This window comes from Streptomyces lasiicapitis (genome assembly GCF_014646335.1).
Classification (GTDB): domain Bacteria; phylum Actinomycetota; class Actinomycetes; order Streptomycetales; family Streptomycetaceae; genus Streptomyces; species Streptomyces lasiicapitis.
Genome location: NZ_BMNG01000003.1, coordinates 347,133 through 367,957, shown reverse-complemented (window position 1 = coordinate 367,957; position 20,825 = coordinate 347,133). Strand labels below are relative to the sequence as shown.

The window sequence follows — 20,825 nt, the reverse complement described above, 5'->3', positions numbered from 1 at the left end:
GTAACGTTCCGTCGACGGGCGCCGTGCGTTCACAGATACCCTTGACAGGTGACCGACGCCCAAGAGACCGCAGCAGACAGCTCACTGCGAACCACCGGAGGCGCTCCTCCGGACGAAGGCGTCACAGGCGTCTCCGTCGAAGGGACACCCACCCCTCTCCTAGAACCGCGTGACGGCATTCCGCCCGTCGTGGCCGACCAGGAAGCGCTTGCCCAGGTCATCGCGGCATTTGCCGCCGGTACGGGACCGGTGGCCGTGGACGCCGAGCGCGCCTCCGGGTACCGATACGGCCAGCGCGCCTATCTCGTCCAGCTCCGCCGCGAGGGCGCGGGCACCGCGCTCGTCGACCCCGTCGCCTGCCCCGACCTGTCCGGGCTCGGCGAGGCGCTCGCCGGCACCGAGTGGGTGCTGCACGCGGCGACCCAGGATCTGCCGTGCCTGCGGGAAATAGGCATGGTTCCGTCCGCCATCTTCGACACGGAGCTGGCCGGGCGGCTCGCCGGATTCCCCCGGGTCGGCCTCGGCGCGATGGTCGAGAGCGTCCTCGGCTACGTCCTGGAGAAGGGCCACTCCGCAGTCGACTGGTCCACCCGTCCGCTCCCCGAGCCCTGGCTGCGCTATGCCGCCCTCGACGTCGAGCTCCTCGTCGACCTGCGCGACGCGCTGGAGAAGGAGCTGGACCGGCAGGGGAAGCTGGAGTGGGCCCGCGAGGAGTTCGACGCGATCGCCTCGGCGCCGCCCGCGCCGCCCCGCAAGGATCCCTGGCGGCGTACGTCGGGCATGCACAAGGTGCGGCGCCGGCGGCAGCTGGCTGTCGTACGGGAGCTATGGACGACCCGGGACCGGATCGCGCAGCGGCGTGACATCTCGCCCGGCAAGGTGCTCAGTGACGGGGCCATCGTGGAGGCGGCGCTCGCCGTGCCCGCGAATGTGCACGCCCTCACCGCGCTGCCCGGGTTCGGGCACCGGATGGGGCGGCGTCAGCTCGAGCAGTGGCAGGGCGCGGTCGAGCGCGCGAAGGCGCTGCCGGACGTGGAGCTGCCGCAGCCCGGCCAGGCCGTGGCCGGGCCGCCGCCGCCCCGCTCCTGGGCGGACCGCGACCCCGCCGCCGCGGCCCGCCTCTCCGCCGCGCGCGCCGCGGTCTCGGCCCTCGCCGAGGGCCTCAACATGCCCCAGGAAAACCTCATCACCCCCGACACCGTCCGCAGAGTCTGCTGGGAGCCCCCGTCGGACCTCACCCCCGACGCCGTAGCCGCCGCCCTCACCACCCACGGCGCCCGCCCCTGGCAGATCACCCAGGTGACCCCGGCCCTCACCCGGGCCCTGGCGACACCGGCCCCGTAGGCGCGGGGTGCGCGCCGCTTGGCTCGTGGGGGTGCGGGCCACGCGGCGCCGCGGGGCGTGCACCCCCAGTCCCGCAGTGTGCGCGCCGCATGTGATGTGTGCCTCCCCGTACCCACCCTTGGCCAGGTAGTTACTGATAAGTAGCATGGGGCGAGGAAGCGCGCCGCAGAGCGCACCGCACCCTGGAGGAGAGCCATCGTGCCTCGTACCGTCAGGGACGTCGTCTTCGTCGACGGCGTCCGCACCCCGTTCGGCAAGGCGGGACCGAAGGGCATCTACCACGAGACCCGCGCCGACGACATGATCGTCAAGGCGATCCGGGAGCTCCTGCGCCGCAACCCGGCTCTCGACCCGGCCAAGATCGACGAGGTCGCGGTCGCCGCGACCACGCAGATCGGCGACCAGGGGCTCACCATCGGCCGCACCGCGGGCATCCTCGCCGGACTGCCGCAGTCCGTGCCGGGCTACTCCGTCGACCGCATGTGCGCGGGCGCGCTCACCGCCGTCACCACCACCGCGGGCTCCATCGCCTTCGGCGCGTACGACGCCGTGATCGCCGGTGGCGTCGAGCACATGGGCCGCCACCCCATGGGTGAGGGCGTCGACCCCAACCCCCGCTTCGTGAGCGAGAAGCTGGTCGACGAGTCCGCCCTGTTCATGGGCATGACGGCGGAGAACCTGCACGACCGCTACCCGAGCATCACCAAGCAGCGCGCCGACGAGTACGCGGTGCGCTCGCAGGAGAAGGCCGCCAAGGCGTACGCCAACGGCAAGATCCAGCAGGACCTGGTGCCGATCTCGGTGCGCAACACCAACTCCGATGTGGGCGAGACCGGTTGGGGTCTGGCCACCCAGGACGAGCCCATGCGTCCGGGCACGACGCTGGAGAACCTCTCCGGGCTCAAGACGCCGTTCCGTACGCACGGCCGCGTCACCGCGGGCAACGCCGCCGGTCTCAACGACGGCGCCACTGCCTCGATCATCGCTTCCGAGGACTTCGCCCGGGAGAACGGCCTCCCGGTCAAGATGCGGCTCGTGTCGTACTCCTTCGCGGGAGTTGAGCCCGAGGTCATGGGCTACGGCCCGATCCCGGCGACCGAGAAGGCCCTCGCCCAGGCGGGGCTCTCCATCTCCGACATCGGTCTCTTCGAGATCAATGAGGCCTTCGCCGTGCAGGTGCTCGCCTTCCTGGAGCACTACGGCATCGCCGACGACGACACCCGCGTCAACCAGTACGGCGGCGCCATCGCCTTCGGCCACCCCCTCGCCTCGTCCGGCGTACGCCTGATGACGCAGCTGGCGCGGCAGTTCGAGGAGCAGCCGGAGGTCCGCTACGGCCTGACCACCATGTGCGTCGGCTTCGGCATGGGCGCCACGGTCATCTGGGAGAACCCGCACCACAAGGACGCCGGAGGCGACAAGTGAGCACCACCACCACTGAGCTGTTGAAGGGTGCGGCCGAGCTGTTCCCGGACGAGGTCGTGACGCAGGCTCACGTACGCCACCTCGATCTGCCCGCGGGCGCCGGGCGGTTCGCCCTGATCACCCTCGACAACGGCTTCGACCACACCAAGCCGACCACCTTCGGCCCGGGTTCGCTCGCGAACCTGAACGCCGCGATCGACCAGGTCGAGAAGGAGGCGGCCGAGGGCACGATCGTCGGTGTCGGCATCACCGGCAAGCCGTTCATCTTCGCCGTCGGCGCCGACCTCAAGGGCGTCGAGATACTGAAGCGGCACGAGGACGCGCTGGCCATCGGCAAGGGCGGCCACGACGTCTTCAAGCGCCTCTCGGGCCTCGCGGTGCCGACGTTCGCGTACTACAACGGCGCGGCGATGGGCGGTGGCGTCGAGGTCGGTCTGCACTGCTCGTACCGCACCGTCTCCCAGGCGCTGCCCGCGTTCTCGCTGCCCGAGGTCTTCCTGGGCCTCGTCCCGGGCTGGGGCGGCTGCGCGCTCCTTCCGAACCTGATCGGCGCGGACCGAGCGGTTTCGGTCATCATCGAGAACTCGCTGAACCAGAACAAGCAGCTCAAGGGCAAGCAGGTCTTCGAACTCGGCATCGCGGACGCGCTGTTCGAGGGCGCGGACTTCCTGGAGCAGTCGCTGGTGTGGACGGCCTCCGTCCTCAACGGCACCGTCAAGGTCGAGCGCCCCGAGATCGACCGCGGTGAGGGCTGGGACGCGGCGGTCGCCCGCGGCCGCGCCATCGCCGACTCCAAGGTGCACGGCGCCGCCCCGGCCGCGTACCGCGCCCTGGAGATCGTCGCAGCCGCGAAGGACGGCGACGTACAGAAGGGCTTCGACGCCGAGGACAAGGCGCTCGCCGACCTCATCATGGGCGGCGAACTGCGCAGCGGCATCTACGCGTTCAACCTGGTGCAGAAGCGCGGCAAGCGCCCCGCGGGCGCGCCGGACAAGAATCTGGCCCGCCCGGTCACCAAGGTCGGCGTCGTGGGCGCCGGTCTGATGGCCTCGCAGCTCGCGCTGCTCTTCCTGCGCCGCCTGGAGGTGCCGGTCGTCCTGACCGACATCGACCAGGAGCGCGTGGACAAGGGTGTGTCGTACGTCCACGGGGAGATCGACAAGCTCCTGCTGAAGGGGCGCGTCAACCAGGACAAGGCCAACCGCCTCAAGGCCCTGGTCACCGGTGTCCTGGACAAGGCCGAGGGCTTCTCCGACGCCGACTTCATCATCGAGGCCGTCTTCGAGGAGATCGGCGTCAAGCAGCAGGTGTTCGCGGAGGTGGAGGCGGTCGCTCCGGCGCACGCGATCCTCGCGACCAACACCTCCTCGCTGTCGGTGTCGGAGATGGCGTCCAAGCTGAAGCACCCCGAGCGGGTCGTCGGCTTCCACTTCTTCAACCCGGTCGCGATCCTGCCGCTCCTGGAGATCGTGCGCGGCGAGCAGACCGACGACACCTCGCTGGCCACGGCCTTCGGTGTCGCCAAGAAGCTGAAGAAGACCGCGGTCCTGGTGAAGGACGCCCCGGCGTTCGTCGTGAACCGCATCCTCACCCGCTTCATGGGCGAGATCCAGAACGTCATCGACGAGGGCACCCCGGTGGCCGTGGCCGAGAAGGCCGTCGAGCCGCTCGGTCTGCCGATGTCGCCCCTCGTCCTGCTCGAGCTGGTCGGTCCGGCCATCGGCCTGCACGTCTCGGAGACCCTCAACCGGTCCTTCCCCGACCGCTTCACGGTGTCGCCGAACCTGAAGGCCGTCGTCGAGGCCGGCAAGCGCGGCTTCTACGTGTACGACAGCGGCAAGCCGGAGCTGGACCCGGAGGTCGCCGCGCTGCTGAAGCAGGGCGACTCCGTCCTCACCGAGGAGCAGGTGCGCGCCCGCGTGCTCGACGCCGTCGCCCAGGAGATCGGGCTCATGCTCGACGAGGGTGTCGTCGCCGAGGCGCAGGACATCGACCTGTGCCTGATCACCGGCGCGGGCTGGCCCTTCCACCTGGGCGGCATCACGCCGTACCTGGACCGTGAGGGTGTCAGCGAGCGCGTCAACGGCAAGAAGTTCCTGGCGCAGGGGCTCGCGAGCGTGCCCGCGTAGTCGGCTGACGCTCAGGTGCCCGGTACGCCCGCGTGGCGTGCCGGGCACCGGCATGTGGCGCCCTCTACACGGAGGGTGCCTGCTCCCAGGCCTTGAGGGCGAGGCCCGGTTCGTCCTTGCGGTGGGCCAGGCGCAGGGTGCCCGTGCCGGGCACGAAGGTCGCCGCGACCACGCGGCCGGTCCCGTCCTCGGCGAGGGCGACCCGCGCGTCCACCGGCAGGGCGGGGCCCGACTCGGTCCACCAGGCGCCGGCCGACTCCAGCTCGGTGGGGTACGCGGCGAAGGCGACGCGGCCGCTTTCGGCGCGCTGGGCGAGCAAGGTGCAGTCGTGGCCGTCGAGTTCACAGCGCATGGCGGACACGGGGCCGGACCCCGCGGCCGTCAGGACGGCCACCGGCTCGTCGTCCGCACTCCCCCGCCAGGCGCACAACTCCCCGCCCTCGTCCGTGAAGAAGAGGGTCGTGTGCTCTGCTGAAGTGGCGAGGGCGCTCAGGGTGCCGGGGCGGGCCTTGACCGCGAGGGGTTCCTCGTCCAGGACGGGGACGGCGCCGGGTGAGGCCTGGGTCCACCGCAGGATGCCGTCCGGGGTCGTCGCGTACGCCGTGACCAGGCCGGACTCGGCCGTCGTCACGGCGAGAGGGCCGCGCACGCCGGCGCCCTTCAGGTCGCGCCAGGGCCCCCAGCCGCCCTTCTCCTTCTGGCCGCGCATGCTCACGCCGCCGCCCCTGTTGGGTACGAAGACGTGGGCGCGCCCCTGGGCGTCGACGGTGACGGCCGGGGGGCCGGTGCGGTCGCCCTTCTTGTTGGGGTGGCCGAGCGGGTTCCAGTCGAGGGCGGTGAGGTGCGGCTGGAAGTGCGTGGAGTGTACGAGGCCGGACTCGCCGGGGACGGTGGGGCGCCAGGACACCAGGTGGGCGTAGGTGTCGGTGCCCTGGGCGACGGCGAGGGCGGGGTGGACGCGCTGGTCGCCCCCGACGGCGCGGGGCGCGGTCCAGGGGCCGCCCGGGCGCTGCTGGGTGCGGCACACCACGGCGTCGCTCTCGCAGGCGTAGACGGCGAGCCTGCCGTCGCGTGCGCGTATGAGCCAGTCGCCGTTCACGGTCGGGGCGGTGGTGGAGGCTGGGGGCATGCCGGTTCCGGGGCTTCCGGGGGTGGGACGTCGGTCCTGGCAACTCTAATGGGCGAGGTGGGGGTGGGTGCACCCGGGCGTGCGAGGCTTGGCCGTATGGAGACAGTGACCCTCGTCGTGGACGCCGCCAACGTCGTGGGCTCCGTGCCGGACGGCTGGTGGCGCGACCGCCGCGGGGCCGCGGAGCGGCTGCGGGACCGTCTGGTGCCGGTGGCCGCGACCGGGCTTGCCGATGTGCCCGGCCCCCTCACCGTCGTACTCGTCGTCGAGGGCCAGGCCCGCGGCATCGACTCCGTCCCCGGCGTACGGGTCGACTCCGCCCCGGGGAGCGGCGACGACCGCATCGTGGAGGTGGTCACCGAGACCCCGGGCCCCTGCGTGGTGGCCACCGCGGACCGCGAGCTCCGCCACCGGGTGTCGGCCCTGGGCGCGGAAGTGGTGGGCCCCCGGGCGGTACGGGGCTAGCCCGCCGCGGAGCGGCGGGACAGGAGCACGTCCCACCAGGCCGCAGGCGAAAACGAACCGCAGGCCCTACAGGCGCTTCGCGCTCCGCAGTGCCGACGCGTAGTACCCGTTCCCGTCCAGGCGGGACGTACCGCCCTTGTCGCCGATCGTCGGTCCGTTGACCTCCTCGCGGCTGGAGATGAAGATCTTGTGGCCCTCGGCGTCGTGGCCGAGGAAGATCCCCACGTGGTCGAGCCGCTGCTTGGTGCGGGCGTCGAGCTTGAAGAAGACGAGGTCGCCGGGCTGGACGACGTCGATGGTCTTCGGGCGGTCGGCGGCGGCGACGCCCTTCAGGGGGATGACGGCGGTGCCCACCTTGCCCCGGGCCATCCCGTTGGCGGTCCGCGGCAGCCCGTCCCCGGCGAGGTCGGAAGCCATCAGCGGATAGCGGGCGCGGTACCCGAAGATGGTGCGGATGAACCCGGAGCAGTCCATCGCGCGGGCCCGCTTCGCCTCGGGCTGGATCGTCGTACCGTCCCGGAAGGTGTAGGGAATGCCGAGGTAGTCGAAGAAGTCGGACTGCTCCTCGCGCAGGTCGTTGCCCTCGCTGCCGTTGGGGTTCAGCGGCCCGAAGCTGGCGTCACCGGCGTAGGAGATGCCCTCGTCGTCCTTCTTGACCGGCGCCCCCTCCACGTACTGGAACGCCATCGCGAAGATGTCGTCCTCCTCGCTGCCGGCGAACTCCTTGAACCAGTCCTTGAACCACTTCTCCTTCTCCGCGCCCTTGCGCCAGATCTCCGGCATCAGCCGCACCCAGTTGTCGGTGACGACCTTGGACTTGGTGTTGGTGGGCTCGGCGAAGGTACGGCTCGGCCCGGAGAGGGTCGCGGTGCGCGCGCCGTCGGTGAACGAGGCGAGGACCTTGCCGTCCTCGGTGCGCAGGACGGAGCGGTCGGGATTGCGCAGCCGCTCCCACTTCTGCTTCCCGTCGGCCTGCCCGGTCCCGTTGGTCAGGTCGGGGGTGTCGGTGACGGCCTGCACCTTGGGCGCCTTGTCCTGCTCGTCCTTGCGCAGCTCGACGGTCAGGTAGGCGCTGCCCGCGAGCAGGGCGAGGACGGTGACGGCGTGGACTGCGGGGCGCTTCTTCTTGGGCGGCATGAGTGGCTCCGGTAGGTCAGGCGGAGGGCATGAAGCCGAGGAGGATCCCGGCCGTGAGGACGACATAGGCCATGAGGGTCACCGAGCCCGTGGCGAGCAGGGTGGGGCCCTTGGGCTGACGGACCAGCTGGTAGGCGATCAGGCCCGGCACGATGAAGCCGAGGGTCTGGTTGCTGTACATCAGCGGGAACTCGAGCGAGAGCACGATCATCACGGTGGCCTGGAGCACCACACCGGTCAGCACGACCGCGGCGAACAGGCGCTTGCCGTAGAGGATGACGAAGCGCTGCATCAGCAGGACGCAGACGTACGTCAGGACGGTGACGCCGACCACCATGGCGGCGCGCTGGAGGTCCTCGACGAGGGTCAGCGCGAGCCAGCCCGGCGTGATCATGCCGCCGGGCGACAGGTTCGTCGTCAGATAGCAGACGAGCGAGAACAGCAGCCCGAGCGCGATGCCGACCGCGGCGATCTCGGGGGTGAGGACGGACGGGATCAACGCTGCTCTCCTGGGCTGTGCCACTGCTGGGTTTCATCCGCGGCGGGCGGGGCGGGCGGGACGCGCGGCTCGAACAGGCCGCGGGGGGCGGGAGGTTGGGGCTGGGGCTGGGGCTGCTGGTGCTGTTGGTACTGCTGCTGGGCGTACGCGTCGTACGGAGCCTGCGTCCCGTAGGCCGACGCCTGCTGTGCCGCGTACGGGTCCTGAGCGGCGTACGGATCCTGCGCGGCGTACGGATCCTGCGCGGCGTACGAACCCTGGCCCTGGTACGACCCCTGCGCCGCGTACGGATCGTGCGCGGCATGCCCGTCGTACGACGGATAGTGCTGCACCGGCACCTGCGGCGGCGGGACCACCCGGAGCGATCCCGTCTGCGTGTACCGCGTCTCGTACGCCTCCGGGTAGTGCTGGTACGGGTCGATGTGCGGCTCGTACAGCTGGTGGCTGCCGGTGGTCTCGTTGGCGGACTCGCCGGCCGGGGCGGCGGGGGTCGCCGGGTCCTCGCTCTCGTCGGCGGGGAGCTCGGCGAGATGCTCAAGGAGCACCTCGCCCTGGCCGTGGATGTTGCCGATGGCGACGAGCGAGGAGTCGGCGCCGAGCTGCCCGAGCAGCTGGCCCATGAACTCCTCCGGGTCGCGCCGGTCGCCGCCGAGGTCGACGGCGCGCGAGCGCCAGTCCGCGGGGATCGCGTCGATGGCGGACTTGGCGGGGTGGCCGATGACGAAGACCTTGTCCGGCTGCAGGTCCGGGATGATCTCGCCCATCTGGCCGTTGCGCTCGACGCGGTCGGGGCGGCAGTTGATGACGACGTTCAGCGGCCGGTGGATGGCGCCGAGGTCGAGGAGCTGGTTGATGTTCATCAGCGTCGACTCGGGGTCGTTGGCCGCGAAGACGTTGGCGAAGCGGAGCTTCTTGCCCTCCTCGGTGACGTACCGCTCGACGGAGAGGACACCGGGGTCCGGCGGCGCGTCGTACATGCCCTGGAGAGCGACCTCGCGGCCGACGCCGAGGAGTTCGGCGACCTTCAGCGCGATCGACACGTTCTCCTTGAAGGTGAACCAGCTGAAGCCGCGCAGCTCGTCGTCGGACACCGTCTCGGGGTCGGCGTAGATCAGCTCGCAGTTCCGCGCGTCGGCCTCCTCCTTGAGGATCGCGAAGCGGTCCTTCTCGGCGGTGACGCAGATGCCGTTCTCCGGCATGGAGCGCGAAAGGGAGCGCGCCACGTCGTCCAGGGTCGGGCCCATCTCGGCGAGGTGGTCCTCGCGGACGTTGCAGAGCACGCCGATGGTGGAGCGGATCAGCTTGGACTGGTTGATCTCCTGGAGCGCCGGCATGACCGCCATGCACTCGATGACCAGGGCGTCCGGGTTGTACGCCGCCGCGCGCCGGACGATGCCGATCTGCTCCACGACGTTGGCGATGCCGAACTTGCGGTAGACCGGCTCCTCGGTGGCGTCCGGGTGGATGAACCGGGCGGCCGTGCCGGTGGTCTTGGCGACCGTGGTCAGGTCGCCGCCGCGCAGCGCGCCCGCGCACAGGCGGGTGATGGAGCTCTTGCCGCGGATGCCGTTGACCAGCACCCGCGACGGTATGTGTTCCAGGTTGGTGAAGTGCCGCCGCTGCTCGATCACACCCGCGACGAGCAGGACGGCGCAGCACACCACCAGGACGGTGAAGAGGAAGAGCACGGCGGTTCAGTTCCTTCCGGCGAGACCGGCCGTGGCGCCGTCCCGCTTGCGCTGCGCGCTGGACGGCAGCTGCTGCCTGATCAGTTCGAGGCTGCGGGTGACGGCGCCGACCTCGTCGTGGTGGACGGGGTACAGGACGGTCTTGCGGTCGCCGTCGGCCAGCGCCTCCGCCTGTTCGGCGAGCTTGCGCAGCGGCCGCACCACGATGATGTGCAGCCAGCCGAGGCAGCCCGCGGCCGCGGTGACGCCGAGCATGCCCGCGAGGACCGTGCGGTTCTGCAGGGTGTACTCGGGGATGGCGAGGGCCGATGCGGGCTGCCAGCTCACCACGGACCAGCCGAGCTTCTCGGCCGCGCCGCCACCGGCGAACGGGGCCGCGGCGGCGATCTGGATGCCGTCGCCGGTGCGGTAGAGCACGCCGCTGGGGCGCGGCTTGCCGCCGACCTTCTGGCCGGTGCCCTCGACGAGCCCGTCGAGGCGGTCGCTGGGCAGCCCCTGGAACTCGCGGTAGCCGGTGTTGCCGCCGATGATCTTGCGGTCCTTGTCGACGACGCGTACCTCGCCGAGGCCGGGGCGCTTGAGCATCGAGTTGAGGAACTCGATGCGGAACTCGCCCACCACGGCCGCGCCCTGGCGTCCGGGCACCTCGGCGGTGCCGATGATCACCGGCTCCTTGCCGTCCTCGTCGACCACGCGGACCGGCTGGTCGGACGGCTTGTCGCCGGCGCCGCGCGGATCGCCGCCGGCCTCGGCGAGGACGTCGCCGGTCTTGTCGATGACGTACAGCGAGCGGTAGCGCGAGTGCTGGTTCAGAGTGCTGTCGAGGACCTTGTCCATCTCGTCGCCCTCGGTCTTGGCGCCGATCAGCGAGGCCACCGAGGTGAGGTCGGCGTGGCCTTCGTTGAGGGCGCGGCGGACCCGGTCGGAGAGGGTGTCGGTGCGCTCACGCTGGTCGTTGACCATCTGCTGCGGCACCTGGACGCTGTCGCCCGCGCGGTTGAGGAGCAGCAACAGCGGCCCCGCCCAGACGAGCAGCAGCACGCCGGCGACCGCGACCAGGGTCCGGACGCCGAGCTTGCGGCGCCCGGTGGGCTTGGCCTTCGCCGCGGGTTCGCCGGTCAGCTGGCGGCGCAGCCGCTCCAGGGCGGCGCCGATGCGGGCGGCCTCGCCGAACTTGGGCACGGACACCGGCCGGTTGAGGTCGCCGCGGGTGAGCCTGCGGCTCTCCAGGAACAGCCGGATCAGCGGGCGCTGCACGGTGTGCAGGAGGAAGAACACGGTCAGGCCGCCGATGAGGAGCAGCGCGCCCGCGGCGAGCAGGCCGAAGGCGGAGCTGGTGCTGCGCTTGGGGTCCTCGGCGACCGGGACCATGGCGACGACGCTGAGGCCGAGCCGGGTGGCCACCGTGGACTCGCCGGCCTCGGGGGCGGCGAGCGAGGCGTAGCCCGCGACGGAGCGCTCACCGAGGTGGCGCTCGCCGATCAGGTGGCCGCTGACGCCGAGATAGCCGCCGGAGCCGGGCTCCTTGGAGAGCAGCGGGTGGCTGCGGGACTTCTTCGCCGCGGTCTCGGCGAAGCCCTTGAGCCGCTCGTTGGAGGCCTTGACCTCCGCGCGCTCCTCGTCGGTGCTGACCTGCTCCGGCTCGGGGATGCCGTCGGTGCTCAGCACCTTGCCGTCGTCGCCGACGACGGCGATGGAGCGGAAGTTGCCGAGGCTGATGCCGGGGAAGCGCAGGCTGCTCGATGCGACAAGGAGCTGCTGCGGCTGGCCCTTCCAGGCGAGGACGGAGAACGCGAGGAGCCGGGTCTCGCCGTTCTCCAGGCGCACCATGCGCGGGTCGAGCCCGTGGTCGTCGCTCAGCTTGGAGCGGTCGATGGCGGCCAGCGGGACGTTCTCACCGCGGGCGGCCATGAGCTTGCCCGAGCGGATCTCGACGACGGCGGTGCCCATCCACTTCTGGTAGACGCTGCCGATCTTGTCGAGTACGGCGTCGGCGGGCACCGGGTCGGACGCGTTGAACAGGTCCGCGGTCCGGGTGAGGTCGGTGACGCTCTCGTCGATGGACGCGCGCAGCGCGATGGCGCCGTCCTCGGCGAAGTGCTGCTGGGACGACTTGACTGCCTTGGGGACGGCTTCCTGGCCGACGCGGCCAAGAGTGAGGGCGGTGACGCCCGCCAGGGCAAGGAGCAGGACCGACAGCACGGCGATCGGGGGCCGGATGCCTCCGATGAGTGACATGTCGGTCCTTCGGCGGACCTTGTGCCGCCGCTTCGTGGTCGAAGCGGCCAAGGGGGTGCTCCTCTCCTGGAGTGACACGGGTGGTGGCACTGGGGTGATGCGGGTGGACGTGCGGGCAGGGGTGACGCACCCCCGGCACGAGCGGGCGCACGGGTGCGATCTGGAATGTCATGACCCATGACGGGCCCGGAAGGATGTACGAAAGCAGTGAGATGTGAGCTACGTCAAAGATCGATTCACGGCCCGTCACAAGGGCCATTCACGTGCTACCTGGAGTTCACCGAGAGTTCTCAGTCCGGCAGCTTCTCCAGGGATTCGAGGCCGTCCTTGCCGCCGCCGCGGTTGAGCAGGGTGCCCTCGGTGCGCTCGAAGGCGAGGCGGTAGCGGGCGCGCTGCTGGTCGGTGAGCTTGTCGCCGTCGCGCAGCGCGGCGGCCACGTCGAGCAGCCGGTTGTTCTTGACCGCGTCCTTGGGCAGGGCGGCGCCGTCCTCGTCCGGGTCCGGCGGGATCTCCGTGAACGTGGGCACGTACTTGGCGTCGACGTCCCACTTGCCGCCGCGCTTGTGGAACTCGAACCAGCCGATGACGCCCTCCTCGGTCAGTCCGCTGGGCTTGTCGTGCCGGGCGATCTGATTGCCGAGTCCGTACGCGATCCAGGTGCCGTCGACCTTCTCCATCGGCTGCACGACGTGGGCGTGGTGGCCGACCACGAGGTCGATGCCGGTCTCCTTGGCGATCCTGCGGCCGAGTTCGACCTGCTGGGCGGCGGCGTTGGGCTGGTGCTCCTTGCCCCAGTGGATGCTCAGGATCACGACCTCGGCGCCCGCGGCGCGGGCCTTCTTCTCGGCGGCGGCGATCCGGTCGAAGTCGGTCAGGTTGGCGAGCCAGGGCTTGTCCTTGGGGACCTGGCGGCCGTTGAAGCCGAGGGCGAAGGCGATTTGGCCGACCTTGACGCCCTTGACGTTGGTGATGAGCGGTTTGTCCGCCTCCGCCTTGTTCCGTGCCGTTCCGGTGTGCCGCAGTCCCGCCTTGTCGAGGGCGTCGAGGGTGCGGGTGACACCGGCGGGGCCGTGGTCGAGGCTGTGGTTGGAGACGCTGGAGCACTGGTCGTAGCCGACGCCCTTGACCGCGGTGGTGATCTGCGGCGGCACGATGAAGTCCGGGAAGCCCTGGAAAGGACCGGTCGGCGTGCCGACCACCGGCTCGAAGTGGCAGATCCCGAGGTCGGCCTTGCTGATCACCGGCTTGATGCCGGCCATCATCGGGCCGAAGTCGATCCCCTTCTCGCCCTTGCCGGTCGCCTTGGCGTCCTTGCGTGCCTGCTCGGTGAGTTCGGGGTGGATGAGGATGTCGCCGGCGGCGGCGACGGTGAAGGCGGGGCCGCCGTCGTCGGCGGCCTCGCCGTCGTCGCCGAACGGGCCGCAGGCGGTGGCGCTTGCGAGCAGGGCGATCGAGGCTGCGCAGACGGCTATGAGCCTGCGAGAAGGGCGTGTGGTCACGGGGCTATCTTTATACAACCATGACTCACCCTCCAATTCGGTCGATAACAATCGCAAAGCGGCGCAGGAGGCTCGCGGTGCTCGCCGCGGTCACGGCGGGCGTGCTGAGCCTCACCCAGTGCACCTCGTCGTCGCACGACGACCGCCCGAGGTCCGCGGCGGACGACGACGGCTCCCGCACCGGCCTGGAGGACGTGGTCACCGGATACACCGCGGGCTTCTCCGAGGACAGCGGCTACCGCCGCCCCTCGCGCACCGAGCGGCACGCCGTCGCCGAAGGCGTGGGCCTGCTCCTGGACCGCCACCGCGCGCGGGCCGAACGCCGACTGGCCGACGTCGACTTCCAGGTGCGCACGGTCACCGACTCCGGCACCGGACGGCGCTACGCCGAGGTGTCCGACCGCTCCGAGGACGCGGCGGCACCCCGCGGCTGGGGCCGTGTGTACGTGGACCTCGACTCCCCGATCCGCTGGTCCGTGCAGGTGCCGCACCCGGTCGCCGACCGCAACACCGAGCGGCTCGGGGCCGCCTTGCTCAGCCGCTCGTCCGGCGGCGTCATGGTCCTTGCGGGGGCACATCGCAAAGCTGGGCGCGGCGACGAGGCGGACGTGGCGCACCACCGGAGGAGCGTGTTCCACGCCATCTGCGACGAGTTGGCGAAGCGTGGCGTGCCCGGCATCCAGGTGCACGGGATGGCGGACGACTCCGCGCCCCGGCACGACGTGGTCGCCTCCACGGTCAAGGGCCGCGAGGCGGTGCGGGAGGGCCGCGACCTCGCGGACGCGCTGCGCCGGCGTGGCTACGACGTGTGCCGCGCCTGGGCCCGCTCCTGCCCCCTCGAAGGCCGCAAGAACGTCCAGGGCCGCAACGCCTGGGCCCAGGAAACGGAGTTCCTGCACGTCGAGTTCAGCCCCAGGATCCGCGACCACCGCAAGCACTTGAAGGCGGCGGTGGCGGCGATGACCACGGTCACGCGGGACTGGCGCCGCATGTAGGCCCTGCCCGTCCGAGCACGGCCCGCACGCCGACCGGCCCCGCAGTTCACGCCGAAGCGGAACATACGGGGCCGGATTGCCGGGCGATGTCGCCGCCCGCTCGGGCGGCGCGACTACTCGCTTTCGCGACCCGGCGGGCGGAGTACCTGGCCCACCGTCGTCTCCTCGTGCCGTCCCAGACGGCTGTGCGAGCGGCTGTAGAGGAAGTAGACGACGACGCCGAGGATCATCCAGCCGGCGAAGCGGACCCAGGTCTCGGCGGGCAGGTTGAGCATCAGCCACAGCGAGGCGCCGACGGACAGGATCGGCAGGACGGGCACCCACGGGGTGCGGAAGGAGCGGTGCAGGTCGGGCCTGGTCCTGCGGAGGATGATCACGCCAAGCGCGACGATCACGAAGGCGAACAGGGTGCCGATGTTCACCAGCTCGGCGAGTTCGCTCAGCGGGGTGAAGCCGGCCACGACCGCGATGATCACGCCGAGCAGGATGGTCGGCCGGTGCGGGGTCTTGAAGCGCGGGTGGACGCGGGAGAAGAAGCGCGGAAGCAGTCCGTCGCGGCTCATCGCGAAGAACACCCGGGTCTGGCCGAGCAGCAGGATCATGCAGACCGTGGTCAGGCCGACGGCGGCGCCGAAGCTGATGAAGCCCGCGTACCAGGGGTGTCCTGTGGCCTTGAAGGCGTCGGCGAGCGGGGCGTCCACGGAGAGTTCGCTGTAGTGCTGCATGCCGGTGACGACGATCGACACGGCCACGTAGAGCGTGGTGCAGATGAGCAGCGAGCCGAGGATGCCGCGCGGCATGGCCCGCTGCGGGTCCTTGGTCTCCTCCGCGGCGGTGGCCACGACGTCGAAGCCGATGAAGGCGAAGAAGACGACGGAGGCGGCGGTGAAGATGCCCATCACGCCGAAGTTGCTCGGCGCCCAGCCGAACATGAGCTGGATCAGCGGGGAGTGCAGTCCGCTGCCCGCCTCCACCTCCTGGGCCTTGGGGATGAACGGGTCGTAGTTGTCGCCCTTGATGAAGAAGGCGCCCGCGATGATCACGACGAGGACGACGATCACCTTGATGGCGACGACGAGGGAGGTGATGCGCGCGGAGAGCTTCATGCCGAGGACGAGGATGACGGTGAGCACCAGGACCAGGGCGGCCGCGAGGATGTCGAAGCCGAAGCCGTCAGCCGCGTCTCTGCTGCCGAGCGCCTCGGGCAGATGCCAGCCCGCGTTGTCGAGCAGCGACGCGATGTACCCCGACCAGCCGACGGCGACCACCGCCGTGCCGAGCGCGAATTCCAGGACGAGGTCCCAGCCGATGATCCAGGCGGGCAGCTCGCCGAGCGAGGCGTACGAGAACGTGTACGCCGATCCCGCCACCGGGAGCGTGGAGGCGAACTCCGCGTAGCAGAGGGCGGCGAGGGCGCAGACGACGCCCGCCACCACGAAGGCCAGGGCGACTGCGGGCCCGGCGTTGTTCTTGGCGACCGTGCCGGTGAGGACGAAGATGCCGGTGCCGATGATGACACCGACGCCGAAGACGGTCAGGTCCAGAGCGGACAAGGATTTCTTGAGCGCGTGCTCTGGCTCCTCGGTGTCGAGGATGGACTGCTCGACCTTCTTCGTCCGGAAGAGGGTGCTGCTCACGGCGTACCTCCCACGCTTGTCGTCCTCGACATGATCGAGAGGGGGCGCCATGGTTATGCCCCGACGCGGGTGGATTCACGCAAATGGGCAGGTTTCACCACTCTTCACGGTGGTGAAACCGGCCCATCCGGACACATCGGTCGTGTACTTCAGCCTCGTACGTCAGTCGCGTACGTCGTTCGCGTACGTCAGTCGCGCGCGGGCTCCACGGAGTCCACGGACGTCGCGTTGCGCTCGAAGCGGCCGTCGAGCTTGGCGACCAGGCCGGTGACCTGGCGCGCGATGTCCGGGGCCGTCAGGCCGATCTCCGCCATGACCTCCTTGCGCGAGGCGTGGTCGAGGAAGCGCGGCGGGATGCCGAAGTCGCGCAGCGGCACGTCCACGCCCGCGTCCCGCAGGGCCTGCGCGACGGCCGAACCGACGCCGCCCGCGCGGGAGTTGTCCTCGACGGTCACGACCACGCGGTGCTGCTCGGCGAGCGGGGCCATCGCCTCGTCGACCGGCTTGACCCAGCGGGGGTCGACGACGGTGGTGGAGATGCCCTGCTTGTCGAGCAGGCCGGCGATCTCCAGGCACATCGGGGCGAGCGCGCCGACGGAGACGAGCAGCACGTCGGGTCGGCCCGTGTCCGGCTTGCGCAGCACGTCCATGCCGCCGACCTTGCCGACGGCCTTCACCGCGGGGCCGACGGCGCCCTTGGAGTAGCGCACGACGGTCGGCGCGTCGTCGACCTCGACGGCCTCGCGGAGCTGGAGGCGGACCTGGTCGGCGTCGCGGGGCGCGGCGATGCGCAGGGTGGGCACGCACTGGAGGATCGACATGTCCCACATGCCGTTGTGCGAGGCGCCGTCGGTGCCGGTGACGCCCGCGCGGTCCAGGACGAAGGTGACGCCGCACTTGTGCAGGGCCACGTCCATCAGGAGCTGGTCGAAGGCGCGGTTGAGGAAGGTCGCGTACACGGCGAAGACGGGGTGGACGCCGCCGGTGGCGAGGCCCGCGGCGCTCACGGCGGCGTGCTGCTCGGCGATGCCGACGTCGTAGACCCGGTCGGGGAACTCCTCGGCGAACTTCTTCAGGCCGACGGGCTGGAGCATCGCGGCGGTGATCGCGACGATGTCCTCGCGCTCGCGGCCGAGCTTGACCATCTCCTCGCCGAAGACGGAGGTCCAGTCCATGCCGCCGGCGGTGATGGGCAGGCCGGTGTCGGGGTGGATGGGGCCGATGCCGTGGAAGTGGTCGGCCTCGTCCTCCTCGGCGGGCTGGTAGCCGCGGCCCTTCTCGGTGAGGCAGTGCACGATGACCGGGCCGCGGAAGCGCTTGGCGCGCTGCAGGGCGGACTCCAGGGCCTCCATGTCGTGGCCGTCGATCGGGCCGACGTACTTCAGGCCGAGGTCCTCGAACATGCCCTGCGGGGCGATGAAGTCCTTCAGGCCCTTCTTGGCGCCGTGCAGCGTCTCGTACAGCGGCTTGCCGACGACCGGTGTGCGCTCCAGGAGGTCCTTGCCGCGGGCCAGGAAGCGCTCGTAGCCGTCCGTGGTGCGCAGGGTCGCCAGGTGGTTGGCGAGGCCGCCGATCGTGGGGGCGTACGACCGCTCGTTGTCGTTGACCACGATGACCAGGGGGCGGTCCTTGGCGGCCGCGATGTTGTTCAGGGCCTCCCAGGCCATGCCGCCGGTGAGGGCTCCGTCACCGATGACGGCGACGACGTGGTCGTCCTTGCCGCGGACCTCGTTGGCCTTGGCCAGGCCGTCCGCCCAGCCGAGGACCGTGGAGGCGTGGCTGTTCTCGATCACGTCGTGGTCGGACTCGGCGCGCGCGGGGTAGCCCGAGAGGCCGCCCTTGGCGCGCAGCTTGGAGAAGTCCTGGCGGCCGGTGAGCAGCTTGTGCACGTAGGCCTGGTGGCCGGTGTCCCAGAGGACCTTGTCCTTCGGGGACTCGAAGACGCGGTGCAGCGCGATGGTCAGCTCCACGACGCCGAGGTTGGGGCCGAGGTGGCCGCCGGTCTTGGAGACTGCGTCGACGAGGAAGCCGCGGATCTCGTCCGCCAGCTCGTTGAGCTGTTCAGGGCCGAGCAGGTCCAGATCGCGCGGTCCCGTGATGCGGGTCAGCAGCGGCACCCGTGCCTCCTTGCAGTAGAGCGTGTAGCGCTGTTCGAGCATTGCCGGGCCAGTCGAGTCTAATGTTCCGCCGCTGACGACGGAGTCCGGGCCAGGAGTATTACGTCACGCGATCGGCTGTAAATCTACTGGTACGACCGGGCGGGGCCGGGGAAATCGCGCCCCGCGTGGGAACGTATGTTCCTATTCGATTCCCGCGCGCGGACATGGGCGTGCCCGGTACCGGAATGACCGGTACCGGGCACGGGGCCGCGAAATCAGGCGCGGCCTGCGGACTTCTGGGTCCGGCGGGAGACGGAGTCGATCACGACGGCGGCGAGCAGCACCGCGCCGGTGATCATGTACTGGATCTCACTGGGCATGCCCTGCAGGTTCAGGCCCTGCTGGATCGACTGGATCACGAGCATGCCGAGCATGGCGGACCAGATCTTGCCGCGGCCGCCGAAGAGGCTGGTGCCGCCGATGACGGCCGCCGCGATCACGATCATCAGGGTGTTGCCGCTGCCGAGGCTCTTGGTCGCGCCGCCGGAGAGGCTCGCGATGAAGAGCCCGCCGAAGGCGGCGAGCATGCCGGAGATCGCGAACACGGTGATCCGGATGCGGTCCACGTTGATGCCCGCGCGGCGCGCGGCCTCCGCGTTGCCGCCGACCGCGAAGACCTGGCGGCCGAAGGTGGTGCGGCGGGCCACGAAGTCGGCGATGACGAGCACGGCCAGGAACAGGACCAGGGCCAGCGGCAGGCCGCGGGCGCCCTCGGGCTCGTTCAGGAAGTACGCCACGACGAACGCGAGGACCGTGAGCAGGCCGGTGCGCAGCAGGATCTCGCTGAGCGGCCGCGAGGGCAGCCCCGCGGCCTTGCGGCGCTTGGCGTCCAGGAGCTGGGAGCCGGCGTAGGCGAGCACGGCGATCAGGGCGAGGCCGTAGGCGGCGGCCTTGTCGGCGTAGAAGTGGGTGGTGAGGTCCTCCACGACGGAGCCGGTGGGCGTGTTGATGCTGCCCTCCTTGCCCATCAGCCAGATCTGCAGACCGCTCCAGCCGAGGAAGCCCGCCAGGGTGACCACGAAGGCCGGTACGCCGATCTTGGCGAAGAAGAATCCGTGCAAGGCGCCGATCACCAGGCCGGAGCCGATCGCCACGAACACCGAGAGCCAGTCGCCCCACCCGTGGGTGACGCTCAGGACCGCCCAGATGGCGGCGCCCGTACCGGCGACGGAGCCGACGGACAGGTCGATCTCGCCGAGCAGCAGCACGAAGACGATGCCGACGGACATGATGCCGACGCCGGAGGTGAACACCGCGATGTTGGCGAGGCTGGAAGCGGACAGGAACTTGTCGTTCTGCAGCTGGAAGACAAGCGCGATGACGATCAGACCGACGACGACGGGCAGCGAGCCGAGCTCACCGCCGCGCACCTTGCGGAGGAACTCCGTCCAGTAGCCGGCGAAGCCCTGCTCGCGCACGAGCAGACGCGGGTCGACGGCCGCGGACGGGGTCGCGGACGGCTCGGCGTCCACGGTCCCCCCGGTGGCCGCACGGACCTTCTGCGTGTCGGGGGTCTTGGCGAGGTCGCTCACTTCGCGTCCTCCTTCGGTGCCGTGGCCGTGCGCGCCCTGCGGCGGGTCACGGCGTTGTCCGTGGCGCCCGTGATGGCGGCGATGACTTCTTCGGGGGTGGTGTCGGCGACCGTGAAGACGCCGTTGTTGCGGCCGAGGCGCAGGACCGCGACCCGGTCGGCGACGGCCTGCACGTCGGCCATGTTGTGGCTGATGAGGATGACGCCGTGGCCGCGCTCGCGCAGCCGCTCGACGAGGTCGAGGACCTGCGCGGTCTGCTCGACGCCGAGGGCGGCGGTGGGCTCGTCGAGGATGACGACCTTGGGGTCGCCGACCAGCGCGCGGGCGATGGCGACGACCTGCCGCTGGCCGCCGGAGAGGGCGGCGACGGGGATGCGGACGCTGGGGATGCGGATGGACAGGGTGTCCAGGAGCTCCCGGGCGCGCTTCTCCATCTTGATCTCGTCCAGGACGGAGGCGCTCTTCAGCTCGCTACCGAGGAACAGGTTGGCGACGACGTCGAGGTTGTCGCAGAGCGCGAGGTCCTGGTAGACGGTGGCCACGCCGAGGTTCTGGGCGTCGTGCGGGCGGCCGATGCGGACCGTCCGGCCCTCCCACTCGATGGCGCCCTCGTCGATGGGGTGGACCCCGGAAATGGTCTTGACGAGGGTGGACTTTCCGGCGCCGTTGTCGCCGACGAGGGCGACCACCTCACCGGTGCGGATCTCGAGGTCTACGTCCGTGAGCGCCTGGACGGCGCCGAACCGCTTGGAGACCCCGCGCAACGCCAGCACGGGCGTAGCGGACACGTGAATCATCTCCTTCGCCGCCTGATCGGCGGGGATGGTGCTGCCACAGGAAGTGACCAGGCAGCGCAAGGAACAAGGTGCCCGGTGCCCGCCCTCCGACTGCGGGGCGGAATGTAGCGGGCGGGCACCGGACCGCTGGGGAAGGTGTCTCGCGACTATCG

General features: G+C 70.7%; 15 protein-coding genes. 5 read left to right on the top strand and 10 right to left on the bottom strand.

Annotation, left to right across the window (positions count from 1 at the left end):
* The first annotated feature begins 48 nt into the window (after window positions 1–48).
* The 3 genes from IEY91_RS07225 (at window position 49) to IEY91_RS07215 (ending at window position 4,898) form a co-directional block, all read left to right on the top strand.
* Complete coding sequence (locus IEY91_RS07225; RefSeq protein WP_164319416.1) at window positions 49–1,344, top strand: ribonuclease D; 1,296 nt, start codon at window positions 49–51, stop codon at window positions 1,342–1,344.
* A 198-nt stretch (window positions 1,345–1,542) separates the two neighbouring features.
* A complete protein-coding gene (locus tag IEY91_RS07220) occupies window positions 1,543–2,769 on the top strand; it encodes a thiolase family protein (protein ID WP_164319418.1) in 1,227 nt (408 codons plus the stop codon).
* Window positions 2,766–4,898 (top strand): 3-hydroxyacyl-CoA dehydrogenase NAD-binding domain-containing protein, encoded by a 2,133-nt coding sequence (locus IEY91_RS07215; RefSeq protein ID WP_189173276.1) that lies wholly within the window; start codon window positions 2,766–2,768, stop codon window positions 4,896–4,898. The genes IEY91_RS07220 and IEY91_RS07215 overlap by 4 nt, the downstream gene beginning before the upstream one ends.
* 64 nt (window positions 4,899–4,962) lie before the next feature.
* Here the strand turns inward: IEY91_RS07215 and IEY91_RS07210 are convergent, their stop codons facing one another.
* Window positions 4,963–5,997, bottom strand: coding sequence for a PLL family lectin (locus IEY91_RS07210; RefSeq protein WP_189173475.1), 1,035 nt, complete (start codon window positions 5,995–5,997; stop codon window positions 4,963–4,965).
* Between the two features lie 126 nt (window positions 5,998–6,123).
* Between IEY91_RS07210 and IEY91_RS07205 the strand changes: the two genes are divergently transcribed.
* Window positions 6,124–6,492: a PIN domain-containing protein gene (locus IEY91_RS07205; protein WP_164319422.1), complete on the top strand. Its 369-nt coding sequence runs from the start codon at window positions 6,124–6,126 to the stop codon at window positions 6,490–6,492.
* Between the two features lie 66 nt (window positions 6,493–6,558).
* On the opposite strand, the gene IEY91_RS07200 is transcribed toward IEY91_RS07205, so the two are convergent.
* The 5 genes from IEY91_RS07200 to IEY91_RS07180 form a co-directional block, all read right to left on the bottom strand.
* The gene (locus tag IEY91_RS07200) at window positions 6,559–7,629 is read right to left on the bottom strand and encodes a C40 family peptidase (protein WP_164319424.1); all 1,071 of its coding nucleotides are present in this window, start codon (window positions 7,627–7,629) and stop codon (window positions 6,559–6,561) included.
* Window positions 7,630–7,645: 16 nt separating this feature from the next.
* Window positions 7,646–8,128, bottom strand: coding sequence for a poly-gamma-glutamate biosynthesis protein PgsC/CapC (locus IEY91_RS07195; protein ID WP_164319426.1), 483 nt, complete (start codon window positions 8,126–8,128; stop codon window positions 7,646–7,648).
* Entirely contained in the window at window positions 8,125–9,816 is a 1,692-nt protein-coding gene (gene pgsB / locus IEY91_RS07190; protein WP_189173275.1) for a poly-gamma-glutamate synthase PgsB, read from the bottom strand. The genes IEY91_RS07195 and pgsB overlap by 4 nt, the downstream gene beginning before the upstream one ends.
* A gap of 6 nt (window positions 9,817–9,822) precedes the next feature.
* Window positions 9,823–12,054, bottom strand: a complete 2,232-nt coding sequence (locus tag IEY91_RS07185) for a HAMP domain-containing protein (RefSeq protein ID WP_189173274.1) — start codon at window positions 12,052–12,054, stop codon at window positions 9,823–9,825.
* 290 nt (window positions 12,055–12,344) lie between these two features.
* The gene (locus IEY91_RS07180) at window positions 12,345–13,553 is read right to left on the bottom strand and encodes a CapA family protein (protein ID WP_164319432.1); all 1,209 of its coding nucleotides are present in this window, start codon (window positions 13,551–13,553) and stop codon (window positions 12,345–12,347) included.
* A 77-nt stretch (window positions 13,554–13,630) separates the two neighbouring features.
* Here IEY91_RS07180 and IEY91_RS07175 point away from each other — a divergent pair, with 77 nt between their 5' ends.
* Window positions 13,631–14,548 carry a hypothetical protein gene (locus IEY91_RS07175; protein ID WP_189173273.1) on the top strand — a complete coding sequence of 306 codons (918 nt, stop codon included), beginning with the start codon at window positions 13,631–13,633 and terminating at the stop codon, window positions 14,546–14,548.
* Window positions 14,549–14,661: 113 nt separating this feature from the next.
* Here IEY91_RS07175 and IEY91_RS07170 read toward each other — a convergent pair whose 3' ends face one another.
* From IEY91_RS07170 to IEY91_RS07155, 4 genes are all read right to left on the bottom strand, one after another.
* The gene (locus tag IEY91_RS07170; protein WP_164319436.1) at window positions 14,662–16,185 is read right to left on the bottom strand and encodes an amino acid permease; all 1,524 of its coding nucleotides are present in this window, start codon (window positions 16,183–16,185) and stop codon (window positions 14,662–14,664) included.
* A gap of 188 nt (window positions 16,186–16,373) precedes the next feature.
* On the bottom strand, window positions 16,374–18,302 hold the full coding sequence (dxs, locus tag IEY91_RS07165; protein ID WP_164328111.1) for a 1-deoxy-D-xylulose-5-phosphate synthase: 1,929 nt from the start codon (window positions 18,300–18,302) through the stop codon (window positions 16,374–16,376).
* A gap of 257 nt (window positions 18,303–18,559) precedes the next feature.
* On the bottom strand, window positions 18,560–19,876 hold the full coding sequence (locus IEY91_RS07160; RefSeq protein ID WP_164319438.1) for a sugar ABC transporter permease: 1,317 nt from the start codon (window positions 19,874–19,876) through the stop codon (window positions 18,560–18,562).
* Window positions 19,873–20,673 (bottom strand): ATP-binding cassette domain-containing protein, encoded by an 801-nt coding sequence (locus IEY91_RS07155; RefSeq protein ID WP_164319440.1) that lies wholly within the window; start codon window positions 20,671–20,673, stop codon window positions 19,873–19,875. Before IEY91_RS07155 ends, IEY91_RS07160 begins: the two co-directional genes overlap by 4 nt.
* Between the last annotated feature and the right edge of the window lie 152 nt (window positions 20,674–20,825).